The organism is Kitasatospora sp. CM 4170 (genome assembly GCF_032110285.1).
Lineage (GTDB): Bacteria > Actinomycetota > Actinomycetes > Streptomycetales > Streptomycetaceae > Kitasatospora > Kitasatospora aburaviensis.
The window spans coordinates 1,031,875-1,048,054 of record NZ_CP134877.1; the positions used below are offsets into that span (position 1 = coordinate 1,031,875).

Below are 16,180 nucleotides of genomic sequence, written 5' to 3' on the forward strand. Positions count from 1 at the left end.
TCCTGTCAGGACGGCGATCCCCCGTCAGGACAGCGATCTGGTCTGCGGGCGGTGGTCGGGGTCGTCCCAGAGCAGTCCGAGGCGCCGCGCGGCCGGGCAGCCGGCGCAGCCGCCGCCGGCGGCCCCGATGCGCAGCTTCCAGACGGCGGCGGGCAGTCGGTCGAGGTCGAGGCCGTTCCCGTCGTCCGCCGGTGCGCCGTCGGGGCCGGCCCCGGGCGTGAGGAGGGCGGCCAGGCCGGACTCGGCGGGGCAGCCGGGCAGGCCGGCCGGGCCCTCTCCGGGCCGCTCGACGGTGCGGTCCGCCGGGCGGGCGCACGCGACCGGGCGCGCGCCGTCGGTGCGCCGCCAGACGGCGATCGGCAGGCCCGCGTCCAGGACCAGCTCCAGCCGCTCCGCGACCGGTGCGGCGTGCCGGTCGAGCAGGGCGCAGACCGGGTGGCCCTCGGCGCCGAGCCGGTCGGCGAGCCCGGGGTCGAGCGCGGTGCCCTCGGTGAGCGCGTGGACGGCGTCCGGGTGCCGGCCGCCGTGCTCCCGGTACCAGGCCCACTTGCGCCGCCAGCGCCGGCCGGACTGGTGCGTCCGCTCGTCCGGGCAGCGGACCAGCACCTCGTAGGCGGTGCCGAGTTCGGCGCTGCGGCGGCCCCGGGTGGGCAGCGGCCAGCGCTCGAACTCCTCCTCCAGCAGCGGCTCGGGGACGTGGAACTCGATCCGCCGCAGGTCCGGGCCGACGACCGGGCCGAACAACTGCCGGAGCAGCTCCGCGCGGACGGCGCGCAGGGGCAGCGGGCGGCCGGACTCCCAGAGCGCCTCGAAGCCGCGCCGGTGCAGCCAGATCCGGGCCAGGTAGGCGTCGTCGCCGCTGGACTCGGTGAGCTCGACGTGGAGTTCGGTGCGGCCGTCGCGCTCCGGCGCCGGCGGGGCGGGGACGGCCTCGGCACCGAGCCGCCCGCCGGTGCGGCGGACCCAGTCCGCCAGCCGCTCGGCGCGCACCGGGTCGGCCTCGCGGGCGGCCAGGTAGCGGACGAAGGCGAGCGGCAGCGGCAGGCGGCGGTCGGCGGACCCGAGCCGGTGGTCGAGGTCGCGGACCACGGCCATCGGCTCCGCGGCGGGCAGCACCGGGCCCGGCGGGGCGCAGCCGGCCGCCTCGAAGGCCCAGCGGTAGGCGCGGTAGGCGTCCGGCGGAAGGCCGGGGCCGGGCAGCAGGCGGTCCAGCTCGGCCCAGGCCTGGTCGTCGAGGCGGGGCGCACCGGCCGGTTCGTCCGGCCAGCCGTCGTCGAGGACCGGGTTGCCGTCCCAGTCGCTGATCCGCCACTGGATCTGCTGCCAGGCCTGGCCGCGGTCGGCGAGCGCGGCCAGGTCGGCGTGCACCTCGCGGGCGATGTCGGGCAGGTGGCGGAGGCTGTCGTCGAGGCTGCGGCCGGCCAGCCGGGCCAGCAGGGTGTCGGTGAGGCGGCCGCCGCCGTCGAGGTTCTGGGCGGGCAGGCCGGGTTGGGCGGCGTAGAGGACGAAGGTGCGGCGACCGCGCACCGGTCTGCCGGTGCCGTAGTCCACCCGGCCGAAGGTCGAGCGGACGCCGGAGCGGACGTCCAGACGGCAGGCGTCGCCGATCGAGACGACCCTGCGGAAGCGCTGGTGGACCTTGCTGGAGCGCCAGAACCGCAGGACCGAGTCGAGGTCGAGGTGGCGGATCGGCGGGGCCGAGGCGTCGGCGAACGGCAGCAGCAGCTGGTCGTGCTCGCCCGCGTAGCCGTGGCCGGCCCAGTAGATGAGCAACAGGTCGCCGTCGCAGGAGGGCAGTTCGCGCAGCAGGGCGTCCTCGATCTCCCGGCTGGTGGCCGGGCGGGCGGCGGGGAGCAGCGCCGGTCCGGTCGGCGCGGCCCGCGGCTGTCCGCCGTTGGCCGACGGGGAACCCGGCGTTCCCGGGCAGGGCCGCAGCGGCGCCCCGTCCGGGCCGGCCTCGGCGGCGCCGACGCGCCGCGCGTACGACTGCGGCGTTGGCCGGGGCCGGGGCGGCACCACCGGCGGGGCCGGCAGCGGGGAGAGGAAGAGTCGGACGTTGGCGGCGGGCACCCCGGCCGGGCCGGTCAGCCACTCGGCGAACCGGACGGCGTCACGGGCCGGGCCGCGGAGGTTCCAGTCGGCTCCCACGCCGTAGGACTCGATGCCGACGACCAGGGCGAACACCCGCTCGGGCGCGAGGCCCGCGAGGTCGGCGTCGGCGGCGACGGTCACCCGGCGGCCCGGGCGTCGCCCGCGTGCCCGGTGCGGGGGACGGCGGGCGGCGCGGCGGCTACCGGCGCGGCGGCTACCGGCCCGGCGGGTTCCGGCCCGGCCGCCGGGGCCGCGCCGTCCAGTGCGGCGGCGATCCGGTCGTACAGGGCGGGGAGCTTGAAGTAGGCGCTGTGGCAGTACGGGAACGGCTGACGGCTGCTCACCTCGTGGTCGGTGACCCGCGGATCGCCGGGGAAGACCGGAGCGGCCCGGTAGCCGAGCACGTCGCCGGGGTCGTAGACGTTCAGCCACGCGGGGAATCCGGCGGGCAGCGCGGCACCCGGCTCCAGGCCGTTGAGCGCGCCGAGCTCGTGCAGGAACGGCGCCTGGGAACCGACGGTCACCAGCAGCCGCAGCCCGGCCGGTGCCTCGCCCCGGGCGGCGGCGAGCGCCAGGCAGTCCACCAGCGCGATACCGCCGAGGCTGTGGCCGATCACCACGGTCGGGCCGGGGGCGGCGGCGATCCGGTCGGCCAGGAAGGCGCGCAGCGGGCCGCCGCGCGCCTGGTAGCGGAGGATGTCGCCGAGTGCCGGGGTGGCGCCGGCGGTCAGCGCGCCGCGGTGGCGCTCCAGCAGCCGCTGTCCGCCGAGCCGCATCCCGAGCCGGCCGAGCACTCCGGCCGCCCGGCCCAGCGGGCCGCGCGCGGCGCCGCCGAGGCGGTCGGTGAGGAGGAGGACCAGCCGGTCCCGCTCGTCCGCGGTGCAGAGCGCGGCGGGGCCGGCCAGGGTGAGCAGCTCGGCGGTGAGCGCGCGGGCGGTGGCGGCGGTCAGCTCGGCCCCGGCCGCCGGCTCGAAGGCCCGGTCGCAGGCCTGCGCGAACTCCTCGGCGGCGGCCAGTCGGTCGAGCGCGGCGGCGAAGCGGGGGGCGAGCACCGTGGCGGCCAGCAGCTCCTCCAGCTCACCGGCTTCGGCCGCACCGCCGGCCGCCGGGGAGCCCGCGAGCTCCGCCAGCAGCCCGGCCACCACCTCGCCCGGGGTGCGGACCCCCGGCGCACCGAACGCCTCGTCCTCGGCCGGCAGTTCGGCCAGCACCCGCAGCTCGCAGAGCGGGTCGACCAGCAGCAGCGTCCACCCGCCGTCGACCCGGTCGGCCGGCGCCTCCGCCGGCACCCGGGCGGGGTCGGCCGAGGCCGTCGGGAGGCCGGCGAAGCCCGGGATGGAGGCGCCCCCGGCGGCCAGCGTCACGCCGTGGTCGTCCCCCCAGTAGCAGGGCACCACGTCGGCCGCCGGGGAACGTTCCGTCAGTTCACGTGCCACCAGCTCGAACAGCGGGTCGTACCCCTCGCGCCGCACCCCGGTGCCGTGCACGAACAGGAACCGCATGCCGCCCCCAGGCTCTCCGCCAACTCCCCCGGCCCGCACGGCCGGTGCTCCGACCAGCACCCTAGGTCGTCCGCGCCGCTTCCCGCCAGGCAACGTCGCAGGAGGGGCGACGGCGCCCGGCCGCGGACGGCGGGCGCGGCGGACGGCGGGGCGCGGGCACCGGCCGACCGGGATTGTCAGTCCCCCTTGCTACGGTCGCAACCGTCGGAATCAGCACGATCGAACGGGGGACGGGGATGGACGACGCACTGCGGCGGTTCGGGGTGGAGGCCTACGAGCGCTGGACGGCGATGTGGAACGGCGAGACGGGGCTCGCGGCGGAGATCATGGCCCCGGAGTTCACACTTCGGTACGCCCAGGCGGGCACCGAGGCGTTCGACGAGGCACGGGAGCCGCAGCAGCTCGCCGGGCTGATAGCGGGGTGGCACGGCCGCCGTCCCGGCCTGCGGTTCCGGTCCGAGGGGGTGGCGGTGGTGGACCTCACGCTGGTCGACGGCCTGCCGTCCGGGGTGGTGGCCCGGCCGTACCTCGCCGAGTTCACGGACGAACAGGGCGGGACGGTCGCCCGCAGCGGCACGGACACCCTGCGGATCACGGCGGGCCGGATCAGCGAGGTCTGGTCGGTCTCCTCGGGCGCGGCCGGGCGGACGTTCTACCGCTGACGAGCGGGTGGGCCCGGCCGCGGCCCGATGGGATCACGCGTCGGTCAGTAGCGCAGGACGGCGGCGATCCGGCCGCCGTCCGCCAGCTCGCCGGCGGGCACGAACCGTACCGTGGCACCGGTGTCCAGGGCCCGCTCCACGATCTCGTCCACCATGTCCTCGCGGACCTCGGGCTCGCCGGCGCCGGCGCCGGCGGGCACAAGGTGGTTGTCCGCCACGCTGACGGGCTCCCAGTAGTCCTCCTCCACCGCCAGCAGCGCCACCCTGCCCAGGGTGACGCTCTGCCAGACCTCGTCGATGCCACTGGCCAGCGCCTTGTCGCTGCGCGCCTGGTCGAGGCGCTTGTGCACCTCGGCGACGGCGCGCTGCCCCTGCTGGGCCACGGTCGGCCGGACGGCCTCGGCGACGGCGGCGGCCGCGGCGTGCCCGAGACCGCCGCGCGGCACCTGGGCGGTGGCGCGCTTGACCGCGGTGCCCACCTCGTCCAGCAGCGCCAGCGCGGCGGCCTCGCCGAGCACGTACAGCGGGCGCGGGTCGGCCTCCAGCACGGCCGCGAGCGCGGTGTCCGCCTCGCGCAGGAAGCGGCGGGTCTCCTCGTCGCGGAAGGTGCTGGGCACGTCGCCGATCTGCTCCTGGCGCTCGACGTCCCAGTCCGGCCGGACCTGGTCGATCGGGAACCGGCCCGACGTGTGCTCGACCAGCCGCGGCCCGGTGCCGCCGAACAGCGCGACCCGGTCGGCGGCCACCGTGAGCACCCAGCACGGCGCGCCGGCGATGTACGCGGAGACCAGATTGCGGGTCAGGTACGTCTCGGAGAGCACCACGCGGGCGGGCACGGTGCGCGGCAGCGACCAGACCTGGAACTCGCCGGGCGCCGCGAAGATCGCCAGGCCGTCCTCCGCGTGCACCAGGTCCACCTCGCGCAGGGCCCGGTCCAGCTGGTCGACCACGTCGAGCCGGTCGGCCCGGGAGACCGCCTCGTCGGTGTGCAGCCGGTTCTTGGCCTCGGCGACCAGGTTCCGCAGTCGCACCGGGTCCTGGGTGTTGTCAGGCTCCCTGCGGTGGGTGGGCAGCAGGACGGAGACGGCCGGGTAGCGCCGGGGGCGGCGCAGCTCGGCGAGGACGGTCGGCGTGAGCTCGGCTGCGTACATCGGATGCCCTTCTTGTCGCGGTTGCCTCGGCAGGGCGCGGAGCGGGGAAGCGCCCGCGCACCTGGGTTCACTCCGGCGAAGTGCGATGGTTTGCCGGTTTTGCCCCCCGACCCTTCCCCATCCCAACGCCCTCCCATGCCACCCGCCGTCGGAAACCCGCCGTCACCCGCCCGATCGGCACCCGTGACCCGGGTGGCGGAGCGTCGTTGGACGGGGCATGAAGAAGCGCAGCATGCTCGCCGTCGCCTCGCTCGCCGTGGGCGTCGTGGCCTCCCTGACCGCCCCCAGCGCGCACGCGAGCGCGGTCGGCGGACAGGGCGACCTGACCGGCCCGCTCCAGCAGGGCGGGGCGGTCACCTCCGCCCCGGGCGCCGTCCAGGGGCAGGTCGGCGACGCCGGCGGCGTGGTCGGCGACGCGACCAGCCACGTCACGGGTCAGGCCGACGGCCTGGTCGGCCTGCCGGTCTGACCGGGGCTCACCCGGCCCGGCCGAGCGGTTCGGGCCGCCCCCGCGGTGATCCGGCGCGAGCCGGGCCGGTGGGTGGCCCGGGCGAGCCGGGCCGGTCCGCGGGCCGGGTGAGGCGTACGCCGCCGGGCCTAGCCGAGCTGGCTGCCCAGGTCCTGGGTCCACAGGAGGCCGGCCGGGCCGGAGGCCACGCCGACGCCGACGTCCTTGAAGCCGCAGTCCAGCATGTTGGACTGGTGGATCCCGCCGTCCATCCAGTGGGAGAACACCGTGGAGGGGGCGGTCGGGCCGCGGTCGAGGTTCTCGCCCCACTGCGACCACTTGTAACCGGCGGCGCTGATCCGGGCGTCGGCGTGCACCCCGTCGGGGTTGACGTGGTCGAAGAAGCCGCGGGCCACCATGTCGTCCGCGTGCTTCTGGGCGGCCGTGTGCAGCTTCGGGTCGATCCGCAGCGGGCCGCAGCCGGCCTTGGCCCGCTCCGCGTTGACCAGGTCCACGAGCTGCCGCTCCGGGCTGGGCGGCGGCGTGCGCACGGCGGTCGGTGACGGCGTCGGCGTAGGAGTGGGCGTGACGGTGGGCGTGGCGGTCACGGGCGGCGGGGTGACCACCGGGGCCGGCGGCGGCGTCGACGTCTCGGTCACCGTCGGCTCCGGGACCGGCAGCGCGGCCACCGTGGCTGTCGGCACCGCGTCCGGCACGGTCGCGGGCGCGCTGGGTTCGGGCGCGACAGGCGCGGGCTGCGTGCTGCTCGGCCAGACCAGGGCGAGGGTCGCGACGGCGAGGACCGCCGCCGTGCCGCCCGCGGCGGCCGCCTTCCGCCGGGCCAGGCCGCCCCAGACCCCACCGCCGCCCGGGTCGGCCGGAGCACCGGCCTGCGCACCGGCCGCCTGTCCGCCGCCGTGGCCCGCGCTCCCGGCGCCGGCACCGCCGTCACCCGGGCCGCCGGCGTTGGACGCGCCGGAGTCCGAGCCGCCCCCGTGCGAGCCGGCGGCGTTCCCCGTGCCGGCCGTGGGGTGGAAGGGCAGGGTGATGGGCATGTCCGTCGGCACGGGTACCAGCGCGAGGCCGGCCAGCAGCCCCTCGGCGGGGAAGAGGTCGCGGCCCAGCCGGTCGCAGCGGGCGCAGCCGCGGATGTGCCGGGCTATCCGCTTGCGCCAGACCGAATTGGGCGTGCCGTCCCAACCGGTCGTCACCTCGGCCAGCTCGGGGCAGCGCGGGTAGGCCGTCAGCGCCCGGACGACGACCCGGCCCGCCTCCAGCTGCTTCTTCATCCGCTGGACCCGGACGGCCGCGTGCTGCGGCGTCAGGTCGAGCGCCTCCGCCAGCTCGGCCCGGGTGAGCTCGCCGGACGCCTCCAGCCACCACAGGGCGAGCAGCTCGCGGTCGTCCGGGTCCAGCCAGCGGGTGGCCTCGGCGGTCTCCCGCCGCTGCCCGGACAGGCCGAGCCGCAGGATGGTGAGGTCGGTGAAGTCGGCGCGCGGGTCGACGACCTCCCAGCTCTCGTCCAGGCCGCCGACGGGGCTCTGCTGCTGGCCCGTGAAGCGGCGGCGGACCTGGTTCATGGTGATCGCGACCAGCCAGGAGCGGAACGACTCCGGGTCGCGCAGCCCGCCGAGGCCGTCGAGCGCGCGGATCATGGTCTCCTGCGCGACGTCGTCCACATCGGCGTGCCCGTCCATCGCCCGTCCGGCGACGTTGTACACGAGGGGCAGCCAGGTGGCGACCAGCGCCTCCTTGGCCTGCCGGTCGCCCGCCTGGGCCGCCAGCACAAGGGTCGTCCCGGTCCGGTTCTGCACGTCAACGTTCATGGGTCCGCACTCCGTCTTGCCGTGTTCCGTCCGCCGCTGCCTCCTCGGAGACCTCCGGGGAGTGCTCAGATAACAACAATTTGCGCGGATTCGGAAAACGGGTCGTCGACGGTCCCCCCGGCGGCTTCCGGACGGGCCTGCCGGGCGGGTCGGGGTGGTGCAGGGATCGTGGCCGGACGGTGGAGGGGGCGTGGCGGCAGGGTGGCGGAAGAGGGGTGAGGCGGGATCAGGCGGGGGCGGCGAAGACCTGGGTCCACCAGGGGCCGCCGGAACCGGTCCGCACCCCGACGCCCATCTGCTTGAACGAGCAGTTGAGGATGTTGGCACGGTGGCCGGAGCTGTTCATCCACGCGTTCATGACGGCGGCCGGGTCCTTCTGGCCGCGGGCGATGTTCTCGCCCCAGCTGCTCCAGCGGTAGCCGGTGGCCTCGATCCGGTGGTCGGCGTGGAAGCCCTCGGGGCTGGCGTGGTCGAAGTAGTTGCGGTTGGCCATGTCCTCGCTGTGGTTCTGGGCCGCGGTGGCCAGCCGGGACTCCGCGGTGAGCGGGCCGCAGCCCGCCTTGGCCCGCTCGGCGTTGACCAGGTCCACCACCTGCTGGGCGTAGTCACCCGACGCCCCGCCACCGCCGCTGCCGCCGCCCGAGCTGCCTGCCGGCGGAGCGGCCTGGGTGGTGCGTCCCGCCGTCGTGCTGGTCGCCGAGGCCTTCGGGGTGGTGCTCGCCCGGCCCGAGGCGGACGCCGTCGGGCCGGTCGCCGAAGGCGTGGCGGAGGGCTTCGTCGAGGCGGTCGCGGTCGCGGTCGGCGAGCCGGAGGCGGTGGCGTCCGGGGACGCGGGGTCGGCGGTGGCCGCGTGCGCCTGGTCGGTTCCGCCCGGGGCGCCGCTCGGTCCCCCGGCGACGGCCGGGTCCCCGCCGCCGGCACCGGGGACCTGGATCCCGTCGTGGTCGCCGGCCTCGGCCGCGATCTGCGGTTCGAACGCCACCGCGGCCCGGTCGTCGCGGTCCCCGGCGGCACCGGTGTAGACGCCGAACCCGGCGCCGGCGAGCGCCGCGACCACGCCCGTGCCGGCCACCGCGGCGACCACGGCCACGACCGGGCCGACCCCGCCGCGCCGACGCCCACGCCGACCCCGACCGGCGCGCCGGTCGGCAGCGCGGCCCGCGACTCGTCCGCCGTCCGCGGCACCGCGGCCGGACGCCGGGAGGATGGTCGTCCTGTCTTCGCTGTTCACCTGGGCACACTTCCTGTGTTCGGGGCATCCGATCGGCCGGTACGGGTGCCGACACATGGGAGACCGCCCGGCCCGGGCTCGGATAACAGAAAGTACGAACGAATTTCCTACTATCCGATGACCGGACGGTGCACCCCGGTCGGCGCACTCTACCCGGGCCGCCCCGCGACGTCCCGGGCTCGGCGAAACCGGGGACAGGCGGGCCCGTGAGGTGACCGACCGGGGCGGTACCGGCCGCAGGCCCGCTCAGCCCGCGTCAGGCGCCATGTCGTAGGTGACGAACATCGTCCGGGTGGCCACCTGGTCGTACTTGCTGCGCGCCCGGTGGTTGTCGTCGGCGGTGATCCACCGCACCACGTTCCAGCCGCGCTCGCCGGCGATCGCGCGCAGGCGGGCGAGCAGGGCGTCCACCGCGCCGCCGCCGCGTACGTCCGGGCGGACGAAGAGGTCGTCCAGGAAGCCGCCGACCGCGCCGTGCAGCGGGCGGGAGAACGGCCGGTAGTGCGCCAGGCCGACCGGCGTGCCGTCGGTGTCGCGGACCAGCAGGCCGTCCAGCTCGTGCGCCGGGTCGGTCAGCCAGGACCAGACCAGCTCGGCCTTCTCCGGCGGCATCGGCACCCGGTAGAACGCGCAGTAGCCCCGGAAGAGCTCACGCCAGGCGGCGAAGTCAGCGGGCCCGGGCTCGTCGACGGTCCAGCGTGCCGTGCCGCCACCGGCGGCGGCACGGGCAGGCGCGGCGGGGGCGCTGGAAGGGGCGGGAGTCGGGGTCGCGGGCGTCATCTCTCGGCCTCCGGTCGTGGGGCGGCAGCACGGTCACCGCCGGGCGCGGTGGTGTGGCGCACCCGGCGTCGCGCCAGCATGACGGCCCGTCGGCTCCGGGCCCGATCGACGTCACGGACAAGTCCGGCACGGCTTCGCTCCGGAGCGGCGGTGGTCAGGGCCCGCCCCTGCTGCCGTCCGCAGGCCGGGCCCCGCCCCGGCGCCGCGCTCCCCGCCGTAGGTCGCGCCGCGCCCGCGCCCGCCGGCGGGCGCGTGTCCTGCCGGCCCGGGCCGGGGTGGTCGCCGATGCTGGTGCCCCCGCCCGGCACGCCCTCCCCGAGGAGCCCTCCATGCAGCTCCGGCACCTGGCCCTGACCTCCCGCGCCGTCGCCGGTGAACCCGGCCGCCGGGCCAAGACCGCCCTGCTCGCCGACTGCCTGCGCGAACTCGGCCCGGCCGAGGCGCCGTCCGCGGTGGCACTGCTCTCCGGCGAGTCGCACCGGCTGCGCACCGGTATCGGCCCGGCCTCCCTGCGGGACCTGCCGCCGCCCGCCGCCGAGCCGTCGCTGGGCGTGCGGGAGACCGAGCAGGCGCTGGAGGCCATCGCCGCGGTGCACGGCGCCGGGGCGCAGACCGAGCGGCGCAGACTGCTCGGCGGGCTCTTCGAGCGGGCCACCGACGTCGAACAGGCCTTCCTGCGGGCGGTCCTGGTCGGCGATCTGCGCCAGGGCGCGCTGGACGCGGTGGTGGCGGACGCCGTCGCCCGGGCCGCGGGCGTGCCCGCGGCGGCGGTGCGACGGGCGCTGATGTTCCGGGGCTCGGCGCGCGCGGTCGCGTCGGCCGCGCTCACCGGCGGCCGTCCCGCGCTGGACGCCTTCCGGCTGGAGGTCGGCCGCCCCGTCCGGCCGATGCTGGCCGCCTCCGCACCGGACGTCGGATCCGCGCTGGACCGGATCGGCCCGGCCGCGCTGGAGTGGAAGCTGGACGGCATCCGGGTCCAGGTCCACCGGGACGGCCGGGACGTCGCCGTGTTCACCCGCAGCCTGGACGACATCACCGCCCGGGTGCCCGAGGTGGTGGAGGCGGCCCTCGCACTGCCGCTCGGAGCGGCCGTCCTGGACGGCGAGGCCATCGCCCTCGGCCCGGACGGCCGCCCGCGCCCGTTCCAGGACACCGCCGCCCGGACCGCCTCCCGGCAGGACCCCGACCGGCTCCGGGCCGAAGTCCCGCTGAACGCCTACTTCTTCGACCTGCTGCACCGGGACGGCGAGGACCTGGTCGACCACCCGGGCCGGGAACGCTGGTCCGCGCTGGCCGAATCGGTCCCCTCCGATCTGCGGGTTGCGCGCAGCGACGCCGCCGACCGGGAGCAGGCGCTGGCGTTCTTCCGCGACACCCTGGCGCTCGGCCACGAGGGCGTCCTGGCCAAGGACCCGGCGGCGCCGTACGCGGCCGGCCGGCGCGGGGCCGGGTGGATCAAGGTGAAGCCCCGGCACACCCTCGACCTCGTCGTCCTGGCCGCCGAGTGGGGCAGCGGCCGGCGGCGCGGCTTCCTCAGCAATCTGCACCTCGGCGCCCGGGCCGCCGGCGAGCCCGGGCTCGGCCCCTGGGTGATGCTCGGCAAGACCTTCAAGGGCCTGACCGACGAGACGCTCGCCGGGCAGACCACCGAACTCCTCGCGCGGGAGGTCGAACGCGACGCCTACACCGTCCGGGTCCGGCCGGAGCTGGTGGTGGAGATCGCCTTCGACGGCGTCCAGCGCAGCCCCCGCTACCCCGCCGGGCTGGCCCTGCGGTTCGCCCGGGTGGTCCGCTACCGGCCCGACAAGAGCGCTGCCGAGGCGGACACCGTGGCCACCGTCCGGGAGATCGCCGCGGCGGAGGGGCTCTGACGGTCCACCGGGCTCCCGGTCCGCCGTTCGCCGTTCGCCGCCCGATGCCAGGACGGCCACTCAAACCTCCTGCGCCCCAACGGTTTCCCGTACCGGCACGAAATCGGCCATTCTCCGCAGATGCGGCGACACACCCTTCGTGTGCGACAGAGCGGCGGCTAGGTTGACAACAACAGCGGGGGGCGGCCGGCCCGGACGATCCGGTGCCGCACCACTGAGAGGTGTCCGTACATGCAGGTGAGCGTCGATCGGGACCGCTGCTGCAGCTCCGGCCAGTGCGTCCGGACCGCGCCGGAGTTCTTCGACCAGGACGACCGCGACGGCCTGGTCAGACTCCGCGCCGCCGCCCCGGCGGCGGGGCGGTTCGCCGACGTGCGGCTCGCCGCCGAGCTCTGCCCCGGCGGCGCGATCACCGTCGCCGAGGCGGGCGGCGGGGTGGGCGGCGCCGCGTAGGCCCTGCCCGGCCGAGGCCCGCGGCAGCCTCACGGACGCCCCCACCACCGATTCCCACCACCGATTCCCACCACCTGCCACCAGCCGCTGTCCGCCACCCACCACCCACCACCCTCACGCGCCACCCGCCACCCGCCACCCGCCACCCGCGACGGCCACGGCTGCGACACCGGCCGCGCCACACCTGCGCCGAGCGCGCCGCCGACCGCGCCGCCTGGTTCGCCGCCGGATTCGTGCCGCCGGGCGGGACCTGTCCACTCCCCCACCCGCGCCGACGCAGCCGACGCCGCGGCCGCGCACGCTGCCACGCAAGGAGATGCCACCTTGACGAGCACACCCACCGCTCCCGCTCCCGCGCCGCTGCTCCCGGCGCCCCACGACCGCCGCTGCCCGTTCAGCCCGCCGCCCGCCTACACCGAGGCCGCCCGCGCGGGCTCGGTCACCCGCGCGGAGATGCGCGACGGCTCCTCCTGCTGGCTGGTCACCGGCTACCACGAGGTCCGCACCGTGCTCTCCGACCGCCGGTTCAGCGCCGACGCCGGCCGGCCCGGATTCCCCGGCTTCCTCCCCGGCCGGCGCGAACTCGCCGCCGCCAACCCCACCTTCGTCCGCCTCGACGACCCCGAGCACTCCCGGCTGCGCCGTATGGTCACCGAGGACTTCCTGGTCAGGCGGGTGGACGGGATGCGCCCCGACATCCAGCAGATCGTCGACGAGGCGATCGACCGGATGACCGCCGCCGGCCCGTCCGCCGATCTGGTCGCCGCCTTCGCACTGCCGGTCCCCTCACTGGTGATCTGCCTCATGCTCGGCGTCCCGTACGAGGACCGGCAGCTGTTCCAGGACCTCAGCCGGGTGCTCGTCAGCACCACGGCCGACGAGGCGCAGGTGGCCGCGGCCCAGCGGGAGCTGATGGACTACCTCGGCGGACTCGCCGTGCAGAAGCGGATCAGGCCCGGCGACGACATCCTCAGCCGGCTCGTCGCCCGTGACGACCTCAGCCTCCGGGAGATCGCCGCCACCGGCCTGCTCCTGCTGGTCGCCGGGCACGAGACGACCGCCAACATGATCGGGCTCTCCACCCTCCTGCTGCTCCGCGACCCCGGTCAGGCCGCCCGGCTCGCCGACCCGGCGGCCCTGCCCGGCGCGGTGGAGGAACTGCTGCGCCACCTCACCATCGTCCACACCGGCCTGCCGCGGGTCGCCCTGGAGGACGTCGAGCTGGGCGGCACCCTGATCCGGGCCGGCGACGGCGTGGTCGCGATGCTCTCCACCGCCAACCAGGACGAGGCGCTGTTCGGTACCCCCGGCACCCGGCCGGTCGACGAACTGGACCTGGCCCGGGACGCCCGGCGCCACCTCGCCTTCGGCTTCGGCGTGCACCAGTGCCTCGGCCAGCCGCTCGCCCGGCTGGAACTGCAGATCGCCCTGGCCACGCTCTTCCGCCGTCTCCCCGGCCTGCGCCTCGCCGCACCCGAGCGCGAGCCCGCCTTCCGCTTCGATTCCCTCATCCACGGCCTGAAGGAGCTCCCGGTCGCCTGGTGAGGCGGGGCGGCCCCCGGCGGGGACGGGCCGGCGCGACATCCGGCCCGGCGCGACATCCGGGCCGGCGCCCGACGCCGGCGGACGGGGGTGCCTCCGCGCTCCCAGGGGGCTCCGTTGGCTCCGCGGCGGGCACGGGGGCAGGCTGGAAGGGCGAGACAGTGGACCCGGTCCGGCGGCCCGTGCGGTGCCGTCGCGCGCACACCGTGGCGACGCCGGCACGTGCCCCCGGCCGGCCGAGGAGACGGAGCCCGCGATGACCGACATGAGCGCACGGTCCGAGGTGAGCGTCGACCGCGAGGAGGACGTCCGCGCCGCCGACCCCGAGGAGGGCATCACCTCGATGCAGAACCTGCACGCGCAGGACACCTCACAGGCGGAGGGCGAACCTCTGGACGAGCCCGAGAGCCGTAGCTGACCGTCCGCGACGGACGATTTGCCACGAGGCCGCCCGGCAACGGGCGGCCTCCGCGACCGCGGGTGTCGTTGCCGCGTCGGCGGCGGCCCCGCGGGGGAGGATGGGCGCATGAGCGAGCAGCAGCAGGGCGCAGCAGCGGCACACGGCGGCCGGCCGACCGAGCCGCCCGCGGACCCACGGGCATCGTGGGCCACCTGGACCACCCAGTCGATCATCAGCGGACCCGGCGGGGTCACCACCGCCGAGGTCGGGCCGATCTCCGGCGATCTCACCGTCCACACCACCTGGGTGGACGCCGAGGCCCGGCTGACCGTGCAGTACACCGGGGCCCTGGACTGGTACACCGTGGCGGGCAGCCCGGTGCCGGCGGGGGACGAGATCACCGCCAGGGCGATCCACCAGGCGATGGTGAACGCCGTGAAGGCGGGGAGGGGGGCGGGCGCCCCGTCGGCGCCCGGCATGTGACCCCGCTGCCCAGGCGGCCCGCCCGTCCGGACCTCGGCGCGGGCCGGGTGCGGGCCGCCGCCGCGGCCGGAGCTGGCCCCGGGGCCCTGCCGTGCCCGGGAACGGGCCGACGCCGCCCGCAGGCGGTGGCAGGTGTATCGGCGGTCGCGGCGGGCCCGCCGCTCAGGGGCCCTTCCCGCCCCGCACGGGCGGGGCCGCGGCGGCCCAGTAGCCGCCGTCGAACGGCCGGCGGGAGCGCAGGTCGCGCCGGATGGCGCGGGCCAGTTTGCGGGTGTCGCGCCGGTTGATGGTGGCCCCGATACCCGCGCCGACCAGCATCGGGATCAGGGTGGGAAGGCGGCGCAGGGTGCTGCGGGTGAGCCGCTTGCGGACCTGCTGGCGCACCTCGCCCCCGAGCGCCATCGCGGCGAACCCGGCCGGCTTCACCAGCGAGGTCGCATCGATCCCCCGCCGGTTGGCCCACGCTCCGACGTAGGCACCGGCCCGCTGGACGGTGCTCCCCTGCGCCGGGAAGCCGTAGACCTCGTGCAGCTCGGCGATCAGCTTGATCTCGACGGCCGCCACGGCCAGGGTCTCCGCGACGATCTCCACCGGCATCGCGGGCGGCACGGGCAGCATCGCGGCCGCGCCGACCCCGGCACCGAGCGCGCTGGAGGCCCGGGACGCCCCGGTGACCAGCAGGTCGGCCAGCTGGTCGGCGTCGAGCGCCTTCGGGTGCTGGGCCCGCAGCGTCGCGAGGTTCCGGACGGGGATCCGCGGCGCCGCGTGGATCAGCTGGTCCGCCATGGTCTTCCCGCCGAACGCGGCGCCCCGGGCGGCCGCCCGGCCGCCCCTGGCTCCCCGGGAGAGCGCCCGGGCGACGGAGTCGACCAGGGCCGCGCCCAGGCGCCGACCGCGCGCGGCCCGCTCCTCGGCGGTCGGCGCGCCCGGGCCGGCCCCGGCCTCCTCTGCGGGCGTGCGTTCGAGCTCCTCGACCAGTTCGGCGATCTCACCGGCGATGAGGTCGGGGGTCGGCTCCGGCTCACCGGACCGCCCCGGTCTCCTGAAGATGGCCATGCTCTGCCGGTACCCGGCAGAGCATGGCGGTACGCCCTAGTCCGTGATCTCCACCCCGCGCCAGAAGGCGATCCGGCCCCGGACGTGCTCCGCCTCGGGCTTCGGGTCGGCGTAGTACCAGGCCGCATCGGGGTTGGCCGCGCCGTCGACATGGACGGTGTAGTACTCCGCGGTGCCCTTCCAGCCACAGACGGTGGTGGTGTCGGACGGCCGCAGGTACTCGGCGCGCACGGACTCGGCCGGGAAGTAGTGGTTGCCCTCGACGACGGTGGTGTCATCGCTCTCGGCGATGACCGTGCCCTGCCAGCTCGCTGTGGTCATGCGCCGATTCTGCCCGAGGGCGCGGCCGCCCGGGCCGGAATCGCCGCGGCCGTGCCCGGCAGCGTAGGCCTACCTCAGCGGGCCCCCGAGAGCTGCGGCCTACGGCAACGGCTCGGCGTGGACGGGGAAGTGCGGGGACTGGTGGCCGCCGCTGGCCAGCATCCGGACCTCGCCCGCATCACTGATCTCGGCCCGGACGATCCCGCTGGCGTCCTCGTAGACCGGGTGCCCGCCGGGACCGGTCGCACTCGTACGGGTGACCACCACGACGTCCTGCGGAGCCTGTGTGCCGGGGGTGCCCGGGAAGGTGAGTGCGTAACGGTCCGCGGGGTTCATCGCCGATCTCCTCCTGCTGGTGGTCGC

16 protein-coding genes are annotated in these 16,180 nt (G+C 76.7%); 7 read left to right on the top strand and 9 right to left on the bottom strand.

Going from position 1 to position 16,180, the window contains the following annotated elements:
• Nucleotides 1-24: 24 nt before the first annotated feature.
• Nucleotides 25-2,232 (bottom strand): caspase family protein, encoded by a 2,208-nt coding sequence (locus RMN57_RS04430; RefSeq protein ID WP_313762040.1) that lies wholly within the window; start codon nucleotides 2,230-2,232, stop codon nucleotides 25-27.
• Complete coding sequence (locus RMN57_RS04435; protein WP_313762041.1) at nucleotides 2,229-3,593, bottom strand: hypothetical protein; 1,365 nt, start codon at nucleotides 3,591-3,593, stop codon at nucleotides 2,229-2,231. Before RMN57_RS04435 ends, RMN57_RS04430 begins: the two co-directional genes overlap by 4 nt.
• A 236-nt stretch (nucleotides 3,594-3,829) precedes the next feature.
• Between RMN57_RS04435 and RMN57_RS04440 the strand changes: the two genes are divergently transcribed.
• Nucleotides 3,830-4,255, top strand: a complete 426-nt coding sequence (locus RMN57_RS04440; RefSeq protein WP_313762042.1) for a hypothetical protein — start codon at nucleotides 3,830-3,832, stop codon at nucleotides 4,253-4,255.
• Between the two features lie 44 nt (nucleotides 4,256-4,299).
• Here the strand turns inward: RMN57_RS04440 and RMN57_RS04445 are convergent, their stop codons facing one another.
• On the bottom strand, nucleotides 4,300-5,406 hold the full coding sequence (locus tag RMN57_RS04445; RefSeq protein WP_313762043.1) for a chemotaxis protein: 1,107 nt from the start codon (nucleotides 5,404-5,406) through the stop codon (nucleotides 4,300-4,302).
• Between the two features lie 217 nt (nucleotides 5,407-5,623).
• Between RMN57_RS04445 and RMN57_RS04450 the strand changes: the two genes are divergently transcribed.
• Entirely contained in the window at nucleotides 5,624-5,875 is a 252-nt protein-coding gene (locus RMN57_RS04450) for a hypothetical protein (protein WP_313762044.1), read from the top strand.
• Between the two features lie 128 nt (nucleotides 5,876-6,003).
• On the opposite strand, the gene RMN57_RS04455 is transcribed toward RMN57_RS04450, so the two are convergent.
• The 3 genes from RMN57_RS04455 to RMN57_RS04465 form a co-directional block, all read right to left on the bottom strand.
• Nucleotides 6,004-7,680, bottom strand: a complete 1,677-nt coding sequence (locus RMN57_RS04455; RefSeq protein ID WP_313762045.1) for a sigma-70 family RNA polymerase sigma factor — start codon at nucleotides 7,678-7,680, stop codon at nucleotides 6,004-6,006.
• A gap of 226 nt (nucleotides 7,681-7,906) precedes the next feature.
• Entirely contained in the window at nucleotides 7,907-8,770 is an 864-nt protein-coding gene (locus RMN57_RS04460; protein ID WP_313762046.1) for a CAP domain-containing protein, read from the bottom strand.
• 387 nt (nucleotides 8,771-9,157) lie between these two features.
• Nucleotides 9,158-9,691: a GNAT family N-acetyltransferase gene (locus tag RMN57_RS04465; protein ID WP_313762047.1), complete on the bottom strand. Its 534-nt coding sequence runs from the start codon at nucleotides 9,689-9,691 to the stop codon at nucleotides 9,158-9,160.
• 329 nt (nucleotides 9,692-10,020) lie between these two features.
• On the opposite strand from RMN57_RS04465, the gene RMN57_RS04470 reads away from it, so the two are divergent.
• The 5 genes from RMN57_RS04470 (at nucleotide 10,021) to RMN57_RS04490 (ending at nucleotide 14,440) form a co-directional block, all read left to right on the top strand.
• Nucleotides 10,021-11,562, top strand: a complete 1,542-nt coding sequence (locus RMN57_RS04470; RefSeq protein WP_313762048.1) for an ATP-dependent DNA ligase — start codon at nucleotides 10,021-10,023, stop codon at nucleotides 11,560-11,562.
• A 231-nt stretch (nucleotides 11,563-11,793) separates the two neighbouring features.
• Nucleotides 11,794-12,015, top strand: coding sequence for a ferredoxin (locus tag RMN57_RS04475; protein WP_313762049.1), 222 nt, complete (start codon nucleotides 11,794-11,796; stop codon nucleotides 12,013-12,015).
• 324 nt (nucleotides 12,016-12,339) lie between these two features.
• Nucleotides 12,340-13,560, top strand: coding sequence for a cytochrome P450 (locus RMN57_RS04480; RefSeq protein WP_313762050.1), 1,221 nt, complete (start codon nucleotides 12,340-12,342; stop codon nucleotides 13,558-13,560).
• Between the two features lie 253 nt (nucleotides 13,561-13,813).
• Nucleotides 13,814-13,975 carry a hypothetical protein gene (locus tag RMN57_RS04485; protein ID WP_313762051.1) on the top strand — a complete coding sequence of 54 codons (162 nt, stop codon included), beginning with the start codon at nucleotides 13,814-13,816 and terminating at the stop codon, nucleotides 13,973-13,975.
• Nucleotides 13,976-14,083: 108 nt separating this feature from the next.
• Entirely contained in the window at nucleotides 14,084-14,440 is a 357-nt protein-coding gene (locus RMN57_RS04490; protein ID WP_313762052.1) for a hypothetical protein, read from the top strand.
• Nucleotides 14,441-14,602: 162 nt separating this feature from the next.
• Here the strand turns inward: RMN57_RS04490 and RMN57_RS04495 are convergent, their stop codons facing one another.
• The 3 genes from RMN57_RS04495 to RMN57_RS04505 form a co-directional block, all read right to left on the bottom strand.
• Nucleotides 14,603-15,496 carry a hypothetical protein gene (locus tag RMN57_RS04495; RefSeq protein WP_313762053.1) on the bottom strand — a complete coding sequence of 298 codons (894 nt, stop codon included), beginning with the start codon at nucleotides 15,494-15,496 and terminating at the stop codon, nucleotides 14,603-14,605.
• A gap of 36 nt (nucleotides 15,497-15,532) precedes the next feature.
• Nucleotides 15,533-15,817, bottom strand: a complete 285-nt coding sequence (locus tag RMN57_RS04500; protein ID WP_313762054.1) for a DUF427 domain-containing protein — start codon at nucleotides 15,815-15,817, stop codon at nucleotides 15,533-15,535.
• Between the two features lie 99 nt (nucleotides 15,818-15,916).
• Entirely contained in the window at nucleotides 15,917-16,153 is a 237-nt protein-coding gene (locus RMN57_RS04505; RefSeq protein WP_238859131.1) for a DUF6296 family protein, read from the bottom strand.
• Between the last annotated feature and the right edge of the window lie 27 nt (nucleotides 16,154-16,180).